This window comes from Alcanivorax profundi (assembly GCF_003597125.1).
Lineage (GTDB): Bacteria > Pseudomonadota > Gammaproteobacteria > Pseudomonadales > Alcanivoracaceae > Alcanivorax > Alcanivorax profundi.
In genome coordinates, this window is the sequence record NZ_QYYA01000002.1 from 436808 (window position 1) to 451663 (window position 14856).

Sequence of the window (14856 nt, forward strand, 5' to 3'; positions counted from 1 at the left end):
CGCTCCCACAAGGGCTCGATAGTCCGGGGCTTTGGGCGGCTTTTCGATTCCCTTGCTGACGCTCAGGTTCGCGGCTCAAGCGCCGTTCCTACAGTGGCTGGGGGAGCCATTCAGGTTTGTGTTAGTGCTTATCCCGATATTCGCTGGGGGAGCAGCCTTGCCAGCGGCGGAAGGCGCGGACGAAGCCGCCGGCGTCGGTGTAGGCCAGGTGGGCGGCGACTTCTTCGATTTTCATGGTGGTGCTGGTGAGGAGTTGCAGGGCTAGTTGGCGGCGCTCTTCTTCTACCAGGTCGCGGTAGCTGGTGCCTTCCTGTTCCAGTTTGCGGCGCAGGCTGCGTGAGGACAGAGCCAGGGCGCTGGCCATGTCGTTGAGGGTGGCGCCGAGGCCCAGTTCGCCCAGTAGTTGCTGGCGCACTTTGCCGGCGATACCACTGTTTTCTACGGTGTCCATGCGCTGCTGGCATTGCTGTTCGAGCATGCGGGTGAGCACCGGATCGTAACCAGGGAAGGGCTGGCTGGCGCCGGCGCGGTTCACCAGGATGCGGTTGCTGCGGGCGGCGAAGGTGGGCAGCACGCCACATTCTTCCTGGATGACCCGGGCACTGACATCGGGCTGACCGGTCAGGTCGATGGCGCGAAAATCCACGCCTTGCAGGGTAATTTCCCGCACCAGGTTCAGGGCCGTGGCCATGTCTCGCTCGAGCAGAAACTGGCGCAGGTGCGCCGGGATGGGATCCGGGTCGAAGGTGATGCCGAAGGTGTCGTCGTCTTCCACCAGTTCGATGCGGCAGTAGGCGGTGCTGAGAGGAAGATAGCGCACCCCCAGGATGGCCGCTTCACGCAGGGTCTTGCAGGTGCGCAGGGCGAAGCCCCACACCCCGAAGGTGGCCAGGTGATATTGCAGGCCCAGTTCGAAGCCCCAGGCGCCGTCGTCCGGCAGGGCCAGCATCAGGTTTTCGATCAGGCGCATTTCCTGGGTGCGGGTGACCAATCCTTCTCCGCTGGAAAGGGCATCATCGGCTATGCCGGTGCCGAGCAGGCAGGTCTGCCTGTCGATGCCATGGCGTTGGGCAAAGTTGAGCATCACTTGGCTGATGGCCACCGGGTGGAGGGTGTCGTCGCTGTGTTGCATTGCCCGTTCCGCTGTTCCGCCGCTAGCGCTGGCCACTTCTGCAGGGTGATTGGCCACGGCGGCTATTCTGATTGTGGGGGTGCCGGCCTAGTCTGAAACGATAATAACCACCAGAGGCAGCACCATGGACCCGGCAACCTTGAACAAACAGGCCATTGCCTGCGCGAAACACTATATGGGCAAAACCGCGTGGCCGACAATTGCGCTCACGTTGGCCGTGGTGGTGGCCTTTGTTGCCACGCTGTTACTGTTTGCCAATGGCTCCCTGCCTGCCTTACCTGCCTTCCTGCTGGTGGCGGCGCTGACGTATATGTCCTACACGCCCTTGCACGAAGCCGCCCACGGCAATATTCATGGCCAGGACGATCGCCGCAAGTGGATCAACGACCTGTGCGGTTATCTGGTGGCGCCGATCATTGCGATTCCTTATGCCTCGCACCGCATCGAGCACTTCACGCACCACCGCTATACCAACCAGCCGGACAAGGACCCGGATTTTGTGGTCAGCGGGATGCAGAAAAGTCCGCTGGCGATGATCATCGCCGGGCTGCGTTTTCAGTGGATTCAGAATACGTTCTTTGTACAGCACAGCTGGGGCAGCGCCTCGCTGAAAGAGAAACTGATTTACTGCAGCGAGCTGGCCGTGTCGCTGGGGTGGCGGATTGCCTTTCTGGTGATGGTGGATCAGCCGGGCACTGCCGTAGTATTGCTGCTGGGTTACTACACGGGCGGGTTGTTCACTGCCTACTGGTTTGCCTACCGCCCGCACCACCCGTACAAGGTGAGCGAGCGTTACCGCAATACCAACAGCCTGATCATGCCGCGCTGGATGAAACCGCTGGAGTGGTTCTGGCTGGGTCAGAACCTGCATTCGATTCACCATCTTTTTCCGCGCGTGCCGTTTTACCAGTACCACGCCCTGCACCGGGATATCGAACCCATTCTGCAGGCCCAGGGCACCCCGATTATCGGCATTTTTTCGCGTGAGCCGGTGGCCGCGACAGCCCTACCTGAAGGCGCTGACTGATACCACGTTTGACGGCGCAATCCATAATCCGCCCCGGAACGCTTCCGGAGTAATCCGCTCTCAGGTCCACCATTTGGACCTGGCAACCCGCAAGATAACCGTCGCCGCCTAATTGCTGCACAATCTCTACATTATACAATGTAAACGTGAACCATCTTCGAGGATTTAAACACCATGTTTACAGATTTTACCGGCCATCTGACGACAAATGGTGCATTTTTTGATCTTCGCCATCTGTAATTAAATGTTTCACAGTGATAACGTTCGCGCGCCACAACACATAACTCGGGAAAGTTATCATGAAGTATTCAAACAAAGCCGTGTTGGCCGCAGCGATTGCTGCTGCCTCTACCCAGGCGATGGCCAATGGCCTGGCGCTGAATGAGCAAAGCGCCTCCAGTGCAGGCTCGGCTTACGCAGGTCGCGCCTCTACTGCTGCCAATGCCAGCACCCTGTTCGGCAACCCGGCGGGCATGAGCCGCCTGGAACGTGCCGAGGTGTCCGGCGGCCTGGCCTTTATTGATGCCAGCACCGATATCAGCGATGCCGAAGGGCAACTGGCCCCCGGCCTGCCCGTGTCCGGCACTAACGATGGCGATATGGTGCCCTTTTCCACCATTCCCTTCGGCTACTACGTCACCCCGATCAGCGACAAACTGCACGCCGGTATCGGTGTGTATGCACCGTTCGGCGTGGAAAGCGACTACGAGAATGGCTGGCAAGGTCGCTATGAAGGCGTCACCAGCATGGTGCAGGTTGTCACCATTCAGCCCACCGTCAGCTACGCCTTCAACGATCGCGTTTCTGTGGGCTTTGGCCCGACCATCAATCACATCTCTGGTGAGCTGACCAGCAACGTGCCGGCCGCCGCCTTCAACCCGGCTCTGGCCGCCATGTCTGACGCTGATGTAGAAATTGAAGGGGACGACATTGCCTACGGTTACAACCTGGGCGTGTTGTTCGGCATTACCGACCGACTGGACTGGGGCCTGACCTACCACTCCAAGGTCGATTACTCCCTGGAAGGTGACACCACCATCAGCGGCACCCCCGCCCCCGTGGCGCCTGCCATCGACGGCAAGTATGACGCGGAACTGGACATCACCATGCCGGAATCCGTGGATACCTCTTTCAGCTTCCAGGCCACTGACGCACTGGCACTGTACGCTGGCGCCACCTTCACCCGCTGGAGCCGCCTTGAAGGTATCGAAGTGGAGAACAGCGGCGTGAATGCCATGTTCCAGTCCAGCTTCGGCACCATTACCGAAGAACTGGAGTGGGAAGACACCTGGTCGTTCGCCGTGGGCGGCGCCTACCAGCTGAACCCGAAGTGGGTGATCCGCGCCGGCTATGCCTTTGACGAGTCCCCCACCAACGACCAGCACCGTACCGTGCGGATTCCGGTGAGCGACCGCGATATCTACACCCTGGGTGCCGGCTGGAACGTCTCTGACGACCTGACCCTTGATGCGGCCTATGCCTATATTGATGAAGAAAAAGGCGAGGTTAACCAGGACACTTACAGCGCCGACTTCGAGAACAGCGCTCACGGCCTGGCCCTGCAAGCCACCTACCGTTTCTGATCAGCTTCAGCAACGGCCATAAAAAAACCGGGCTCACTGCCCGGTTTTTTTATGCTTCGGCGTGAGCGCTGCCGGCGTCAGCTCGCGCCCTGATTTTCCAGCTCGGTCTCGGTGAGGTGCTTGGGATGCTCGCGGGTGACCTTACCCACCCACAACGGATGCGGCTCTGCCAGTCGCAGGCGCTTGCGAAACTGGGCACGTACCCCCCACAAACACGCCGCCACGGCCACCACCACCAGGTTTACCAGCAGGGCATCCGGTTCTTGCCAGGCATGACTGCCCTCCACTGCCACCTGCGCCAGTGGGATCGCCAGATACAGGAACGGCATGATACGTAGCCACAGGCCACTGAAACGCAGCGGCGAAGCACGCAGACTCCACAACACCAGCACCACCAACACCCACCAGAAGATTTGCCGCTCGGCCGATGCCACCAACGCGGCCCAGGGCGTGTAAGGCAGCAGCTTGCTGACCAGAAAACTGAAGGCGATGCCGCTGACCACCCCGAAACACAATCCCAGGGTCAAACGCAGCAGGAAGGCCGAGCCGCGTGACGGACCAACACGGTCACTGCGCCGCTCGCACCACAGGATATTCCCGGACACAAACAGCAACGACCCCAGCAGCCCCATGGCAAAGTACAACAGCTTCACCCAGACGCCGCCGTAATCCCCGAAGTGCAGGGAATAGACCGGGGAAATCGCCGCAAAGTTGAAGGTGCGTTCGCCCGGGGCGCTGATACGCAGCGGCTTCATGGTGTTATCCAGCACCACATGCACATGATGGCCAAGGAAGCCCGGTTGCGAACCGGCCACATCCATCCAGCCTGCGGCATCCCCGTAGCCTCGAATTTCCACCCAGCCCACGTCCATGCCAGGCAACTCGTTATTGGCCGCCGCCAGGTAATCCGCCATGGGCGCCATGGCGAGGGTCTCCCCCTGGCTTTGCACCGGCGGCCAGACGTCGGTTTCCTTCTGGATCACCCCTTGCAGCTGCGGACCGAACACCAGCAAACCGAGCACGATGGCCATGACCGTAAACAGCCCCATGGCAGCACCGGTGACCGACATGATCAGGTGGAACGGGAAGCTGATGATGCCAATCAGGTTGTGCAGGTTTTTCCAGTAGCGACGCAGGTTGCCCTGGTGCTTGAGGGCAAACAGTTCCTTGCGGATTTTGGGCCAGTGGATGATCAGCCCGCTGAACAGGGCCACCCCGTATAGCACGGCAACAAACCCCATCAGCGTCATGCCGATGTTGATCAGGCCACCGTTACCGGGAATGCCCAACTCGTAGTGCAGCTCATTCACAAAATCCGCCAGCTCGGAACCCGGCTGCTGCGTGAAGCTGCCATCTTCTGCAAAGTTGGAGGCATGGGCCGTGCGCCACTCCCCCGCTGCACCGTCTTCGCCGGGCTGAAACCACATGGCCCCGGGGTCTTCATCGGGCAGGAAATACATGCGATCGGCCGACGCCGGGAACCGCGTAATCAGTTGCTGCAGAAAGTGGTCCGGGTCCGCCGGGCCGGCTGCCTGCTCATGGCCGTGGTGGCTTTCCTGCCAGTGATGCAGCTCGTGATGGAAAACATTGATTGCCCCGGCAAAAAACGCCACAAACAGGGCCAAGCCACTGACCATGCCCAACCAGGCATGCAGGTCGATAAAACGGCGTAGACGATCTGCCTTCATGCGGCCCCCCCATAAATACCGGTGGTTTGCAGGGTCGCCCAGACGATGCCATTCGCCACCAGCAGACCCACCAGGGGCGGCCACGCTTTTTCGGGCAGCGCCACCAGCAAGCTAAGGCTCATCCACAGCAGCATGCCAATGATCAATTGCAGTACCAGCCAGCTGTTCCAGGGCACCGGAACCCAGGCAGCAGCCAGCCCCATCAACATCATCGACAATGGCAGACTCAACAACACGCCGAATAAGGCTCTCATGGGTTGCGCCCCATCTTGCCGGAGACTTTCTGGAACGTATCGCGATGATGGCCTGCGAACAAGGCCATCAGGAGTGCAGGCAGGGTCAGCAGCCACAGGGCCACCATCAGCCCAACGCCCAGGCCCAGCGCCATGACCCACAGCACCGCGCCGGCCAGCGCCAGCAACAACGCGAGCAGGCGCGCCACGCCGGGCAGCGGCTGGTCCAGCCAGCGCTGCTGACGGTCTGAGAGATAAAAGAGAACAACGGCCGCGAGTGAGGCCGGGAGTGCTGCTACCCACATAGATGAGAACCAAAGACAGGAAATGGTTCTCATTTAATAATGGTTGGCCGTGACGGGTCAATGACAGGGCCAGGCGGGATTACTCTGCCAGTTCGGCTACACGCAGCGGCGCCAGGGCTTCGGAGGCCACACTGAGCCGTGCGGTAGACAGGCGCGTCCAGTCGATACCCTCGCGGTCAGGCATCCACACATCCCTGAAGGCCGCCGCATCCGCCACAGCCATTTCCGGGGTCAGCATCGCCATGCCATGGTAATCCCCTGCCACACCTTCCGCGTGTCGAATCACCGCCCACCATTTGCCTGGCCGGGAACGCAGCACGACCCCGGGCAAGGAACACTCCACCTCTTGCGCAGTGATACAGCACTCCAGCTGGGCATCTTTCTGTACGCTGATCCCCTGCCGCCAGAGTGACGAGCCGGCCACCATCACTACCGAAGGGAAGGTGCGTAACAGGGCCGCGCAGCGTTCCGCATCGGTGAGGGGCTCACCCAACACGACCCGGTAGAAGATCGGCCGGGCCGGGGCGACCTGGCGAATCACACCCGCCTCCAGCCAACGCAGCGCCACATCGAGAGCACTTTCCTGCTCGCTGATCGCCTGCTTGAGATCCGACAGGGAAAAGATCCGGGGCATGCCGTCCAGCAAGGGCAGGACCTGTTTGATTGCTTCCATACTCAGGAATCTACCGGTTGCGCAGAGGGAAAGGAGAAGCCAAGGGCACCACCGACAGCCATGACACCACGCAGCACATGGCATACCACCGTCACCTGTCCCGGCTCGGGCAAGCCATTGAGCCGCAGAGCCGCCAGATCCGCCAGGCGGGCATCCAGAATGTCGATATTGCGCTGGTAATCCAGTGCCGGGCGCTGCATCTGCGCCAGCCGCAGAGTCAGCAGCTGCCCTTGGGTGTCGTCTTCCAGCGCTGCGTAGGCCCGCTCAACCAGGCTGTAGCTGCTGAGATGCTGCAAGGCGGCCCCACGGGGGTGGCGGCGCTGGGCCACCAGATTGACAGACACCAAAACGGACAGCGCTGCCGCCAAACGCTGCAAGGCCGGAATCCAGCTGGCACCCCGCTCTTTTGCAGACAGGTACCAGCCCCAGGCGCGCAGGCGCGCCACATCACTGCGCAGCTCGCGAATGCGCTGAGTGGTGTGCGCCTCACCACCGGAGGCGCGGGTGGCGCGATACAACGCCAGGTATTCGTTCAGTGCACGCAGGCGATGGGCCACCGCCTGACCTGCCAGACGCTCCCGAGGCGCCGAATTCTGAGAGCAAACTACTGCCATACCGGGACTCCTGCTCAATGCCCGCACAACCCTGAAATCATGAAATTGGTCGTTATCTCTCGACCTGGGCGACCTGAAGAATGCCTTGTCGTCCCCGGCACCCTCTGCCGGAAGCCAATCCCTGTTCAGCGTCGCGATGGCACACACTTTAACGATCACTGAATGCGGTCCACAGAGGCAAAGCGTACCGATGTGTTGCCCCGCGTTGCCATTTGTATCCCCCATGATAACAACGCGGAACTGCATCACATTTTTGTGGCCTGATGTAAGATATCCCCCTTATTTAATAAGGATAATCTCTTACTCTCGATCCTGCTCGCAGGTGCTAACTACGCATCACACTGCCAGCCGGAAGTCGTACCGCACTGTTGTTCTGGAGTCGCTCTGTTGTCCCTGCCCCGTGCCTTTCTCTTGCTCACCCTGGGTGGCGTTCTGGCGGTGAGCCCGCCCCTTTTCGTGCATGCCCATCCCGGCGGGCTGGACGCACACGGCGGCCATACGGACCGCAAAACCGACACCTATCACTGCCACACCGATGTCTGCCGCCAGCAACACCAGCAACAGGCCGAGGCAGAACAACAAGCCCGCGATGCCGGGCGAGCGTTTTCCACGCTCTATGACCGCGGCGACTGGCCCCACTGGGACGATGAGGATGGCGACTGTCAGGACAGCCGGGCGGAAGCACTGATCCGCGCCAGCCAGACACCGGTGAGCTTTACCCGCAAGGATCACTGCATTGTTGCAAGCGGCCGCTGGTACGACCCCTACAGCGGGCACACCTTTACCCGGGCCCGACAACTGGATGTGGACCACATCGTGCCGCTGCGTCATGCCCATGGCCATGGTGGCGACCGGTGGAATGACGCCTTGCGGCGCCAGTTTGCCAACGATCCGGACAATCTTCTGGTGGTATCGGCCAGCACCAACCGTAGCAAGGGAGCCAGCAGCCCGGACCAGTGGCTACCTGCCAATCACGCTTACTGGTGTGAATACGGACAACGCTGGTCGGCCATCAAACAGCGCTATCAATTGATGGTCACTCCAGCCGAGCAGGATGTGGTGACGCAACTGCTCGCACGCTGTGCCGCAGATTAGGGGACGACCATGCCCGCACACAGGCATAAAAAAAGCCGCCCTGAGGCGGCTTTTTTGGCAGTGAACCGATTAGTTGGTTTCTGCTGCGTCTTTCATGTCTTCCACAGATTCCTGGGCATTATCATAGGCGTTGTCCATATCCTCGCCCATTTCTTCCATCGGCCCTTTGCTATCCGGGGTAATCTTTTCGATGGCATTATCCACCTTCTGGCCAGCTTCTTCGGCTGGGCCGTCGTTGGCGTCACAGGCAGCCAGAAAAGCGGTGGAAGCAAACAGGGCGGCCAGTGCCGCTTTACCGAAAGTACGCATAATGTCACTCCTTGATGTTTCGGCTGAAAACGATGCCTACAGTAACGCCTGAATAAAACGCTGGCCACGGGCCAGGGCACACTTGCACAGCATTTTACGATGCCTTACGAATCCCGCAGTGACAGGTAAGATAATCCCTCTCATCGCGGGGCAAACGGATTACACATAATGAAAAGAATTGGACGGGAAGTAGGCGGACTGGCTCAGCTGGTGACCCGCTTCGGCAACGAGATCACCCAGGTCGTTCAGGATATTCATGGCAGTGTCGCCAACCCTTTTGGCCTGCGTGGCCAGGAGTACACCCCGGCCCCCATGGTCTATAACCTGGTGCGCTACGGCTTTCGGCAGGCGGGCAATCTTGCCGGGCTGGCCGATCTGGCGGCCGACCCCGGCCGTGAACTACGCGACAGCCTCGACCTGCAAAGCATCCTCAATGGCGTGTTTGGTCAGTTACTGGTTGAGCAACAAAGCCATTACGCCTTGCCGATGACCCTCCTGCCCAGTGGCAAGCTGCAAGGCGACACCCTGGTGCTGTTCCTTCATGGCCTTTGCATGAATGATTCCTGTTGGAACAATCCGGCTGCCGACAGCTTCAGCCAATGGGTGCGCCGTGAACTTAACGCCGATGTGCGTTATCTGCGCTATAACACAGGCCTGCATATCTCCGACAATGGTCGCAAGCTGGCGGGCCTGCTGGCCCATACCGCCCTGCCCGAACGCATCATTCTGGTGGGGCATTCCATGGGCGGCCTGGTCGCTCGCAGCGCCCTGCACCAGGCCCGTGAGCGCGGCGACAGCTGGGCCGACAAGGTCAGCCATCTGGCCTGTCTCGGCTCGCCCCATCAGGGCGCGCTGCTGGAGCGAGTGGGCAACAATGCCAACCGGCTACTGGCCACCACACCCTGGTCACGTCCGCTGATGCGGTTGGGCAACCTGCGCTCTGACGGGATCCGCGATCTGCGCTTTGGCTATGTACTGGAAGCGCAGTGGCGTGACCGCCCCCTGGACGACACCCGCCCCAGCGCCAAGGTGCCGCTGGACCCGGAAGTAAAACAACTGTTTATCGCTGGCAGTGTCAGCGAACCGGAACATCCAGCCCCACGGGGCGATTGGCTGGTTTCGGTGGACAGCGCCCTGGCCTCGCGCCTGTACCCGGATGCCCCGCTGCTGACCCGGGAACTGTTTTACCAGATGGGGCATATGACCATGATAGAAGAAAGCCGCACCTATGCCCGGGTGCAGCGCTGGCTTGAGGACTGACATGCAGTGCACCCTGTGCGCCGGTGACGCGCACCCTTTTGCGCAGGTGGACGGCCGCGACTACTTTCGCTGCCCGTGTTGCCAACTGACCTTCGAGCACCCCGACAGGCTACCCGGCCCCGACGAAGAAAAAGGCCAGTACGACCTGCACGACAACCGCCCGGACGATCCCGGCTACCGGCGTTTTCTGGCACAACTGGCCGACCCGCTCTGCGAACAGCTGTCGCCGGGTGCGCAAGGCCTCGATTTTGGCTGCGGGCCCGGACCGGCCCTGGCCGCCATGATGACGGAACGAGGCTACCCCTGCGGCACCTGGGATCCGATTTACGCCAAAGACGAAACGCGACTGGCCCCACAGTATGACTTTGTCACCTGCACGGAAGTTATTGAGCACCTGCACCAGCCGGCCCGTGAGTGGGCCTGGTTTGCCGACCACGTTCGCCCCGGGGGCTGGCTGGGCCTGATGACCCGCTGGCTAACCGACGACCACGCCTTTGCCCGCTGGCACTACCGCCGTGACCCGACGCATGTCTGCTTCTGGCAACCGGCAACCTTTGCCTGGCTGGCAGACACACAGGGCTGGGAGCTGCACCTGACGGGCAACCCGGTGGTATTGATGCGCAGACGGCCCTGAACGGCGCCAGGCTAGCCTGCGACAACAATCGCGACCGTCACCGCAACCAGTGCCAGCGGCAGGACCACCAGAGCAGACTTCAGTGCGCGTTCATACCAGGTGGAAAATTTATATTGCTGATCCATTTTTTTGATATCCCCTATTACCCCGAAGTCAGTATAGGGAATGGCAAAACGCCCCCACATCACCCAAATGGGGTATATGCAATATTTATGGTCAATCCACCCACTTCTGGCACTCTAAAGGCTGTGCAGCCAGAACTGCATGGGCTTGCGTGACAGCGCTGCCTCGCCGATATCGGTCCAGTCAAAATGCGCCACCAACTGGTTCTGGGGGAAATAGCCACGCCCACGCCAGAACAGATCCAGCGGCTGGTAGCCTTCGGGGCGAGCCGGGTGATCTTCGGGGCGCTGTACTGCACAAAAAGCGGTATGGCGATAACCAAAATCTTCCGCGTACTGCTCTCTCAAATCAAAAAAACGGTGCCCAATCCCCTGACCACGCCACTCTTTTTTGAGCACGGATTCGCCAAAGTAGAAAACCGTATTGATCTCTGCCCCCAACTGACGAAACGGCGCCTGGAACTCATCGTCTGCCTCGCGCAGCGGTAAACCTGTCGCCGCCCCGACCAGCTTGTTGAACTCCAGCGCCAGTACGAACACGCTCTGATCGGACTGCGCATAGCGGTCCAGATAGCGGCGCTCATAGGCCAGGTCACCCTCATACAAATACGGAAAATCACGAAACACTTCGATGCGAAGCTTGGCCAATTCATCCAGCCAGGGCTCGACGGCGATACCGGTCACCGGACGAATTTCTACTGACGACATGCCCTCTCCTTGTAACTCTGACAATGGGACAGGGAATCAATAGCACGATGGCCGCGCAAAGGAAAAGAGCAAGGGGGCGCGGCTAGGGCCAGGCCAGGATCACGCCAGTGAACCACAACACCACGAACACTGCCTGACGGAAACGCGCTTCATTCACATGATGATGGAGCAGCTCGCCCACCAGCATCGCCGCGATCACCACCGGAACCAGGGTAGCGATGCGTGGCAGGGCGGGCAGCAAGGTGCCATCCAGCAGGAACACAGCTGTCAGCAAACTGTTCAAGGCCAGCCAGACCAGAATCAGGGTGGCACGAAAGCGCTGCTTGTCGAGCTTGAGGCCGCTTAGCGCATACACCAACAGTGGCCCTCCCGACGCAAACAGGCCATGCGTCACCCCGGCCATCAACATCCAGCCACGGGACCAGAGCCCACCATGCGCAGTGACCGCCAGGCCACGATACATGCGCCACAGTTCACGGCTGCTGAACCAGAGCACCAGCAAACCAAACCCGCTTTTGAGCAATTGCTCCCCCAGCCACGGCCGTAGCCCGTAACCTGCCAGAGTGCCGAGCACCATTAACGGCAGGATCAGCTTCCACAGGGTTGGCCAATGGATCGCATGACGGTGACGCCAACTCAGGGTGCCACTCATGACGATATTCAATGGCACCAGTACCGGCAGGATCTCCGGGATCGGCAACACCAGCGCGCCCAGTGACAGGGCAATCACAATGCTGCCAAAGCCGGTCATCGCTTCGGTGGTAAAGGCGAGAAAAATGAACAACCCCAGCAGCAGCCAGGGAGAGGCAAGCAGGTCCATCCGTTATTGCTCCAGCTCGCTGGCAAACTTGCGCAGCATCAAACGCTGGTAGAGATCCGGCGCAACACGCCAGAGCACGCTGGCAAACCAGGTAAACCGGTCCGGGAACAGTCGCTTGCGGCCTTTTCCATAGGCGTCAAAAACCTGTTCGGCCATCCATTCAGGGGTTCGCATATTGCCCACCATGGAGCGGGCATGCGCTGCAGGCTTGCCATCATGACCCAGAGCATTTTTCTCGATGGGGGTGTCCAGAAAACTCGGGTACGCCATAAGAATATGGATGCCATAGCGGGACACTTCACCGCGCATAACTTCAAAGAACTGCCCTAACGCACTCTTGGCACTGCAGTAACCGGCCCGCCCCAGCACCGGCATCCAGCCCGCCATGGAACCGATATTGATAATGCCTCCCCGGCTTTTCTTCAGCAGGGGCAGACAGGCCACAGACAGCTCCACCGGTGCCTGCCAATCCACCGCCATGACTTTTTGGAACACACTCATGGCCGTTTTTTCGGCCAGCGAACGATGGGTAATGCCGGCATTGTTGATCAGCAGATCCAGGCCACCGTGTTTTTCCAGCCAGGGCACCAGCAAAGTGATGGCATCACTGTTGGTGACATCCAGCCCCCGACTGGTCACACGCTCGGCATCCCGGGCAGCCAGCGCTTCGACTCTTGCTTCAAGCAATACTTCGTTCATGTCAGCAAGAATCACCCGATAACCTAACGCAAACGCCTGTTGCGACAGCGCCCAGCCAAGGCCCGACGCGGCTCCGGTAATCAATACGGTTTTCATGCCTTTGACTCCCTGGAGGCAAGCCAGAACCGGAAGGTCTGCTCCGACGATTTCTTCGGCAGGTAACCGAATTCCTGTTTCAGTTTTTGGTTACCCAGCACCGGCCGATAGCGAAGAAAATTCACTTGCGCCGGGGTATATCCGGTGAGGCGAAGCGCATGCCCCACCGCCAACCCTGCACGAATCGCCCAGGCAGGAACCGTAACGACCGGCTTGCGCAAGATGGCTGCGAGCTGGGTGATTGTCAGCGCCCCATCGCCGGCCAGATTAAAACAGCCGTTGCGTTCTTCTGTGACACCTTTTTCGATAATCGCCAACACATCCTGATCCCAGATAAACACAAACGGTGACGGAGAACCGGCGACCGCCAACAGACTTCGGCCCTCAAAAAGACGCGTAATAAGGTTACGGGTATTGGCACCAAGCACGGTGCCCGGTCGCAACACCAGCTGGCCCAGATGAGGATGCCGTTGGCGATAATCCGCCAATAGCGCTTCGACCTGGCGTTTGTGGTCCGAGTACGCAAATTCAGGGTTGCCCCGCAGGGGGGCGTCTTCATTGATCCACTCGGGGTTGTCCGCATGGTAACCGTAAGCCGCCCCGGAACTGGTGACCACCAACTGGCGTACACCAGAGGCGATACAGGCATCCAGCACATTGCGAGTGCCGTTGACATCAATGTCGAAATCGCGCTCGCGATCACCGCTGTCTTCCAGTACCGCCGCCAGGTGAACTACCTGATCAATACCATGTTTCTGGATCAGCTCACCCAGCGAAGGGTCGCGGATATCCCGCACATAAAAAGGAAAATCCGCATTGTCATCCGGGCGAATATCCACACCAACAACAACGTGTTCCGACGCCAGACGACGAGCCAGCTGGCGGCCGATATACCCTGCTGCACCGGTAATCAGGATCCGCCGCTGCGAAGGATGATTCATGATGATTCTCCCTCAGTTTGACGGGCCCCGGCTTCACCACGCGCAGTCTGTCGTGACCAGATCCCGGCCAGCACCAGTCCACTGACCAGATGCCATACCCCCCAGAAGGCAGCAATCAGAATCATGCCGCTTTCGTCCGGGAAAAAGGTAAACAAAATGGCCAGCCCCAGTCCGGAGTTCTGAATGCCCACTTCCATGGTAATGGCGCGGCGGTCGGCTCGCGGCAAGCCGGTAAACCCGGCCGCAAAAGCGCCCAGCCCCAAGGCCAGCAGATTCTGCAGTACCACCAACCCCACAATGCGGTCGGCGGTGGCCAGAAACACATCCACGTTATTGCCGAAGGCCACACCCACAAACAACAACAACACCAGCAGGGTGATATAGCGCATGGGTTTCTGGGCGCCCCGGGCAAACGCCGGGAACGCCTTGCCCACAGCCATGCCGATGACCAGAGGCAAACCCAACACCAGCACGACCAGCATCAGGATTTCCAGGCTGTCGAGTTGAATGTCGGTAAGAATCGGTCGGGTATGGGGATTGATCCAACCGTAGAGAGAAAAGTTGAAGGGCGTCATCACCATGGCAGCAAGGCTGGACACGGCGGTCATGCTCACCGAAACCGCCACATTGCCCCGCCCCAGCCAGGTCATGATGTTGGAAAACGAGCCGCCCGGGCAGGACGCCACCAGAATCATGCCCAGCGCCAGTTCAGCATCAACCTCGAACCACCAGGTGGTCAGGCAGGTGGCGGCAGGCAACAACACGAACTGCGCCAGCAGCCCAACGATGGGCGCATCCGGTCGCTGTACCACTCGACGGAAATCGTCCCCCGTCAGGGACAGCGACACGCCAAACATCATGAATGCCAGAATAACGTTGAGAATCAGCAGATTCTCGCTGCCGAAATGCACCTCCAT

At 60.0% G+C, this 14856-nt stretch carries 17 protein-coding genes; 5 read left to right on the forward strand and 12 right to left on the reverse strand.

The window, feature by feature from the left end; translation table 11 throughout:
• Positions 1-121: 121 nt before the first annotated feature.
• Complete coding sequence (locus D4A39_RS07250; protein WP_233552437.1) at positions 122-1189, reverse strand: AraC family transcriptional regulator; 1068 nt, start codon at positions 1187-1189, stop codon at positions 122-124.
• A gap of 67 nt (positions 1190-1256) precedes the next feature.
• Between D4A39_RS07250 and D4A39_RS07255 the strand changes: the two genes are divergently transcribed.
• Together D4A39_RS07255 and D4A39_RS07260 are read left to right on the forward strand one after the other, a co-directional pair.
• Positions 1257-2159: a fatty acid desaturase family protein gene (locus D4A39_RS07255; RefSeq protein WP_119917783.1), complete on the forward strand. Its 903-nt coding sequence runs from the start codon at positions 1257-1259 to the stop codon at positions 2157-2159.
• Positions 2160-2458: 299 nt separating this feature from the next.
• Entirely contained in the window at positions 2459-3742 is a 1284-nt protein-coding gene (locus tag D4A39_RS07260) for an OmpP1/FadL family transporter (protein WP_119917784.1), read from the forward strand.
• Between the two features lie 77 nt (positions 3743-3819).
• On the opposite strand, the gene D4A39_RS07265 is transcribed toward D4A39_RS07260, so the two are convergent.
• The 5 genes from D4A39_RS07265 to D4A39_RS07285 form a co-directional block, all read right to left on the reverse strand.
• Positions 3820-5430 (reverse strand): PepSY-associated TM helix domain-containing protein, encoded by a 1611-nt coding sequence (locus tag D4A39_RS07265; RefSeq protein WP_119917785.1) that lies wholly within the window; start codon positions 5428-5430, stop codon positions 3820-3822.
• On the reverse strand, positions 5427-5684 hold the full coding sequence (locus D4A39_RS07270; protein WP_022985673.1) for a hypothetical protein: 258 nt from the start codon (positions 5682-5684) through the stop codon (positions 5427-5429). Before D4A39_RS07270 ends, D4A39_RS07265 begins: the two co-directional genes overlap by 4 nt.
• Positions 5681-5968: a hypothetical protein gene (locus D4A39_RS07275; RefSeq protein WP_119917786.1), complete on the reverse strand. Its 288-nt coding sequence runs from the start codon at positions 5966-5968 to the stop codon at positions 5681-5683. The genes D4A39_RS07270 and D4A39_RS07275 overlap by 4 nt, the downstream gene beginning before the upstream one ends.
• A gap of 79 nt (positions 5969-6047) precedes the next feature.
• Positions 6048-6641, reverse strand: coding sequence for a hypothetical protein (locus D4A39_RS07280; RefSeq protein WP_022985675.1), 594 nt, complete (start codon positions 6639-6641; stop codon positions 6048-6050).
• Between the two features lie 2 nt (positions 6642-6643).
• Positions 6644-7255 (reverse strand): uL29 family ribosomal protein, encoded by a 612-nt coding sequence (locus D4A39_RS07285; protein ID WP_119917787.1) that lies wholly within the window; start codon positions 7253-7255, stop codon positions 6644-6646.
• 387 nt (positions 7256-7642) lie between these two features.
• Here D4A39_RS07285 and D4A39_RS07290 point away from each other — a divergent pair, with 387 nt between their 5' ends.
• Positions 7643-8350: an HNH endonuclease gene (locus tag D4A39_RS07290; RefSeq protein ID WP_022985677.1), complete on the forward strand. Its 708-nt coding sequence runs from the start codon at positions 7643-7645 to the stop codon at positions 8348-8350.
• A 69-nt stretch (positions 8351-8419) separates the two neighbouring features.
• On the opposite strand, the gene D4A39_RS07295 is transcribed toward D4A39_RS07290, so the two are convergent.
• Positions 8420-8659, reverse strand: a complete 240-nt coding sequence (locus D4A39_RS07295; protein WP_022985678.1) for a hypothetical protein — start codon at positions 8657-8659, stop codon at positions 8420-8422.
• 168 nt (positions 8660-8827) lie between these two features.
• On the opposite strand from D4A39_RS07295, the gene D4A39_RS07300 reads away from it, so the two are divergent.
• Positions 8828-9919 carry an alpha/beta fold hydrolase gene (locus D4A39_RS07300; RefSeq protein ID WP_022985679.1) on the forward strand — a complete coding sequence of 364 codons (1092 nt, stop codon included), beginning with the start codon at positions 8828-8830 and terminating at the stop codon, positions 9917-9919.
• Between the two features lies 1 nt (position 9920).
• Positions 9921-10553: a class I SAM-dependent methyltransferase gene (locus D4A39_RS07305; protein WP_022985680.1), complete on the forward strand. Its 633-nt coding sequence runs from the start codon at positions 9921-9923 to the stop codon at positions 10551-10553.
• A gap of 239 nt (positions 10554-10792) precedes the next feature.
• Here the strand turns inward: D4A39_RS07305 and D4A39_RS07310 are convergent, their stop codons facing one another.
• From D4A39_RS07310 to D4A39_RS07330, 5 genes are all read right to left on the reverse strand, one after another.
• The gene (locus D4A39_RS07310; RefSeq protein WP_022985682.1) at positions 10793-11383 is read right to left on the reverse strand and encodes a GNAT family N-acetyltransferase; all 591 of its coding nucleotides are present in this window, start codon (positions 11381-11383) and stop codon (positions 10793-10795) included.
• A gap of 82 nt (positions 11384-11465) precedes the next feature.
• Complete coding sequence (locus tag D4A39_RS07315; RefSeq protein WP_022985683.1) at positions 11466-12203, reverse strand: sulfite exporter TauE/SafE family protein; 738 nt, start codon at positions 12201-12203, stop codon at positions 11466-11468.
• Positions 12204-12206: 3 nt separating this feature from the next.
• A complete protein-coding gene (locus D4A39_RS07320; RefSeq protein ID WP_022985684.1) occupies positions 12207-12998 on the reverse strand; it encodes an SDR family NAD(P)-dependent oxidoreductase in 792 nt (263 codons plus the stop codon).
• Complete coding sequence (locus D4A39_RS07325) at positions 12995-13939, reverse strand: SDR family oxidoreductase (protein WP_119917788.1); 945 nt, start codon at positions 13937-13939, stop codon at positions 12995-12997. Before D4A39_RS07325 ends, D4A39_RS07320 begins: the two co-directional genes overlap by 4 nt.
• Entirely contained in the window at positions 13936-14856 is a 921-nt protein-coding gene (locus D4A39_RS07330; protein WP_022985686.1) for a bile acid:sodium symporter family protein, read from the reverse strand. The genes D4A39_RS07325 and D4A39_RS07330 overlap by 4 nt, the downstream gene beginning before the upstream one ends.

What these genes read in the sequence shown, in the direction of transcription:
- D4A39_RS07255 (WP_119917783.1), top strand. Translation starts at nt 1,257, where the DNA reads ATGGACCCGGCAACCTTGAACAAACAGGCCATTGCCTGCGCGAAACAC.
- D4A39_RS07260 (WP_119917784.1), top strand. Translation starts at nt 2,459, where the DNA reads ATGAAGTATTCAAACAAAGCCGTGTTGGCCGCAGCGATTGCTGCTGCC.
- D4A39_RS07265 (WP_119917785.1), bottom strand. Translation starts at nt 5,430, where the DNA reads ATGAAGGCAGATCGTCTACGCCGTTTTATCGACCTGCATGCCTGGTTG.
- D4A39_RS07270 (WP_022985673.1), bottom strand. Translation starts at nt 5,684, where the DNA reads ATGAGAGCCTTATTCGGCGTGTTGTTGAGTCTGCCATTGTCGATGATG.
- D4A39_RS07275 (WP_119917786.1), bottom strand. Translation starts at nt 5,968, where the DNA reads ATGTGGGTAGCAGCACTCCCGGCCTCACTCGCGGCCGTTGTTCTCTTT.
- D4A39_RS07280 (WP_022985675.1), bottom strand. Translation starts at nt 6,641, where the DNA reads ATGGAAGCAATCAAACAGGTCCTGCCCTTGCTGGACGGCATGCCCCGG.
- D4A39_RS07285 (WP_119917787.1), bottom strand. Translation starts at nt 7,255, where the DNA reads ATGGCAGTAGTTTGCTCTCAGAATTCGGCGCCTCGGGAGCGTCTGGCA.
- D4A39_RS07295 (WP_022985678.1), bottom strand. Translation starts at nt 8,659, where the DNA reads ATGCGTACTTTCGGTAAAGCGGCACTGGCCGCCCTGTTTGCTTCCACC.
- D4A39_RS07300 (WP_022985679.1), top strand. Translation starts at nt 8,828, where the DNA reads ATGAAAAGAATTGGACGGGAAGTAGGCGGACTGGCTCAGCTGGTGACC.
- D4A39_RS07305 (WP_022985680.1), top strand. Translation starts at nt 9,921, where the DNA reads ATGCAGTGCACCCTGTGCGCCGGTGACGCGCACCCTTTTGCGCAGGTG.
- D4A39_RS07310 (WP_022985682.1), bottom strand. Translation starts at nt 11,383, where the DNA reads ATGTCGTCAGTAGAAATTCGTCCGGTGACCGGTATCGCCGTCGAGCCC.
- D4A39_RS07315 (WP_022985683.1), bottom strand. Translation starts at nt 12,203, where the DNA reads ATGGACCTGCTTGCCTCTCCCTGGCTGCTGCTGGGGTTGTTCATTTTT.
- D4A39_RS07320 (WP_022985684.1), bottom strand. Translation starts at nt 12,998, where the DNA reads ATGAAAACCGTATTGATTACCGGAGCCGCGTCGGGCCTTGGCTGGGCG.
- D4A39_RS07325 (WP_119917788.1), bottom strand. Translation starts at nt 13,939, where the DNA reads ATGAATCATCCTTCGCAGCGGCGGATCCTGATTACCGGTGCAGCAGGG.
- D4A39_RS07330 (WP_022985686.1), bottom strand. Translation starts at nt 14,856, where the DNA reads ATGGAGGTGCATTTCGGCAGCGAGAATCTGCTGATTCTCAACGTTATT.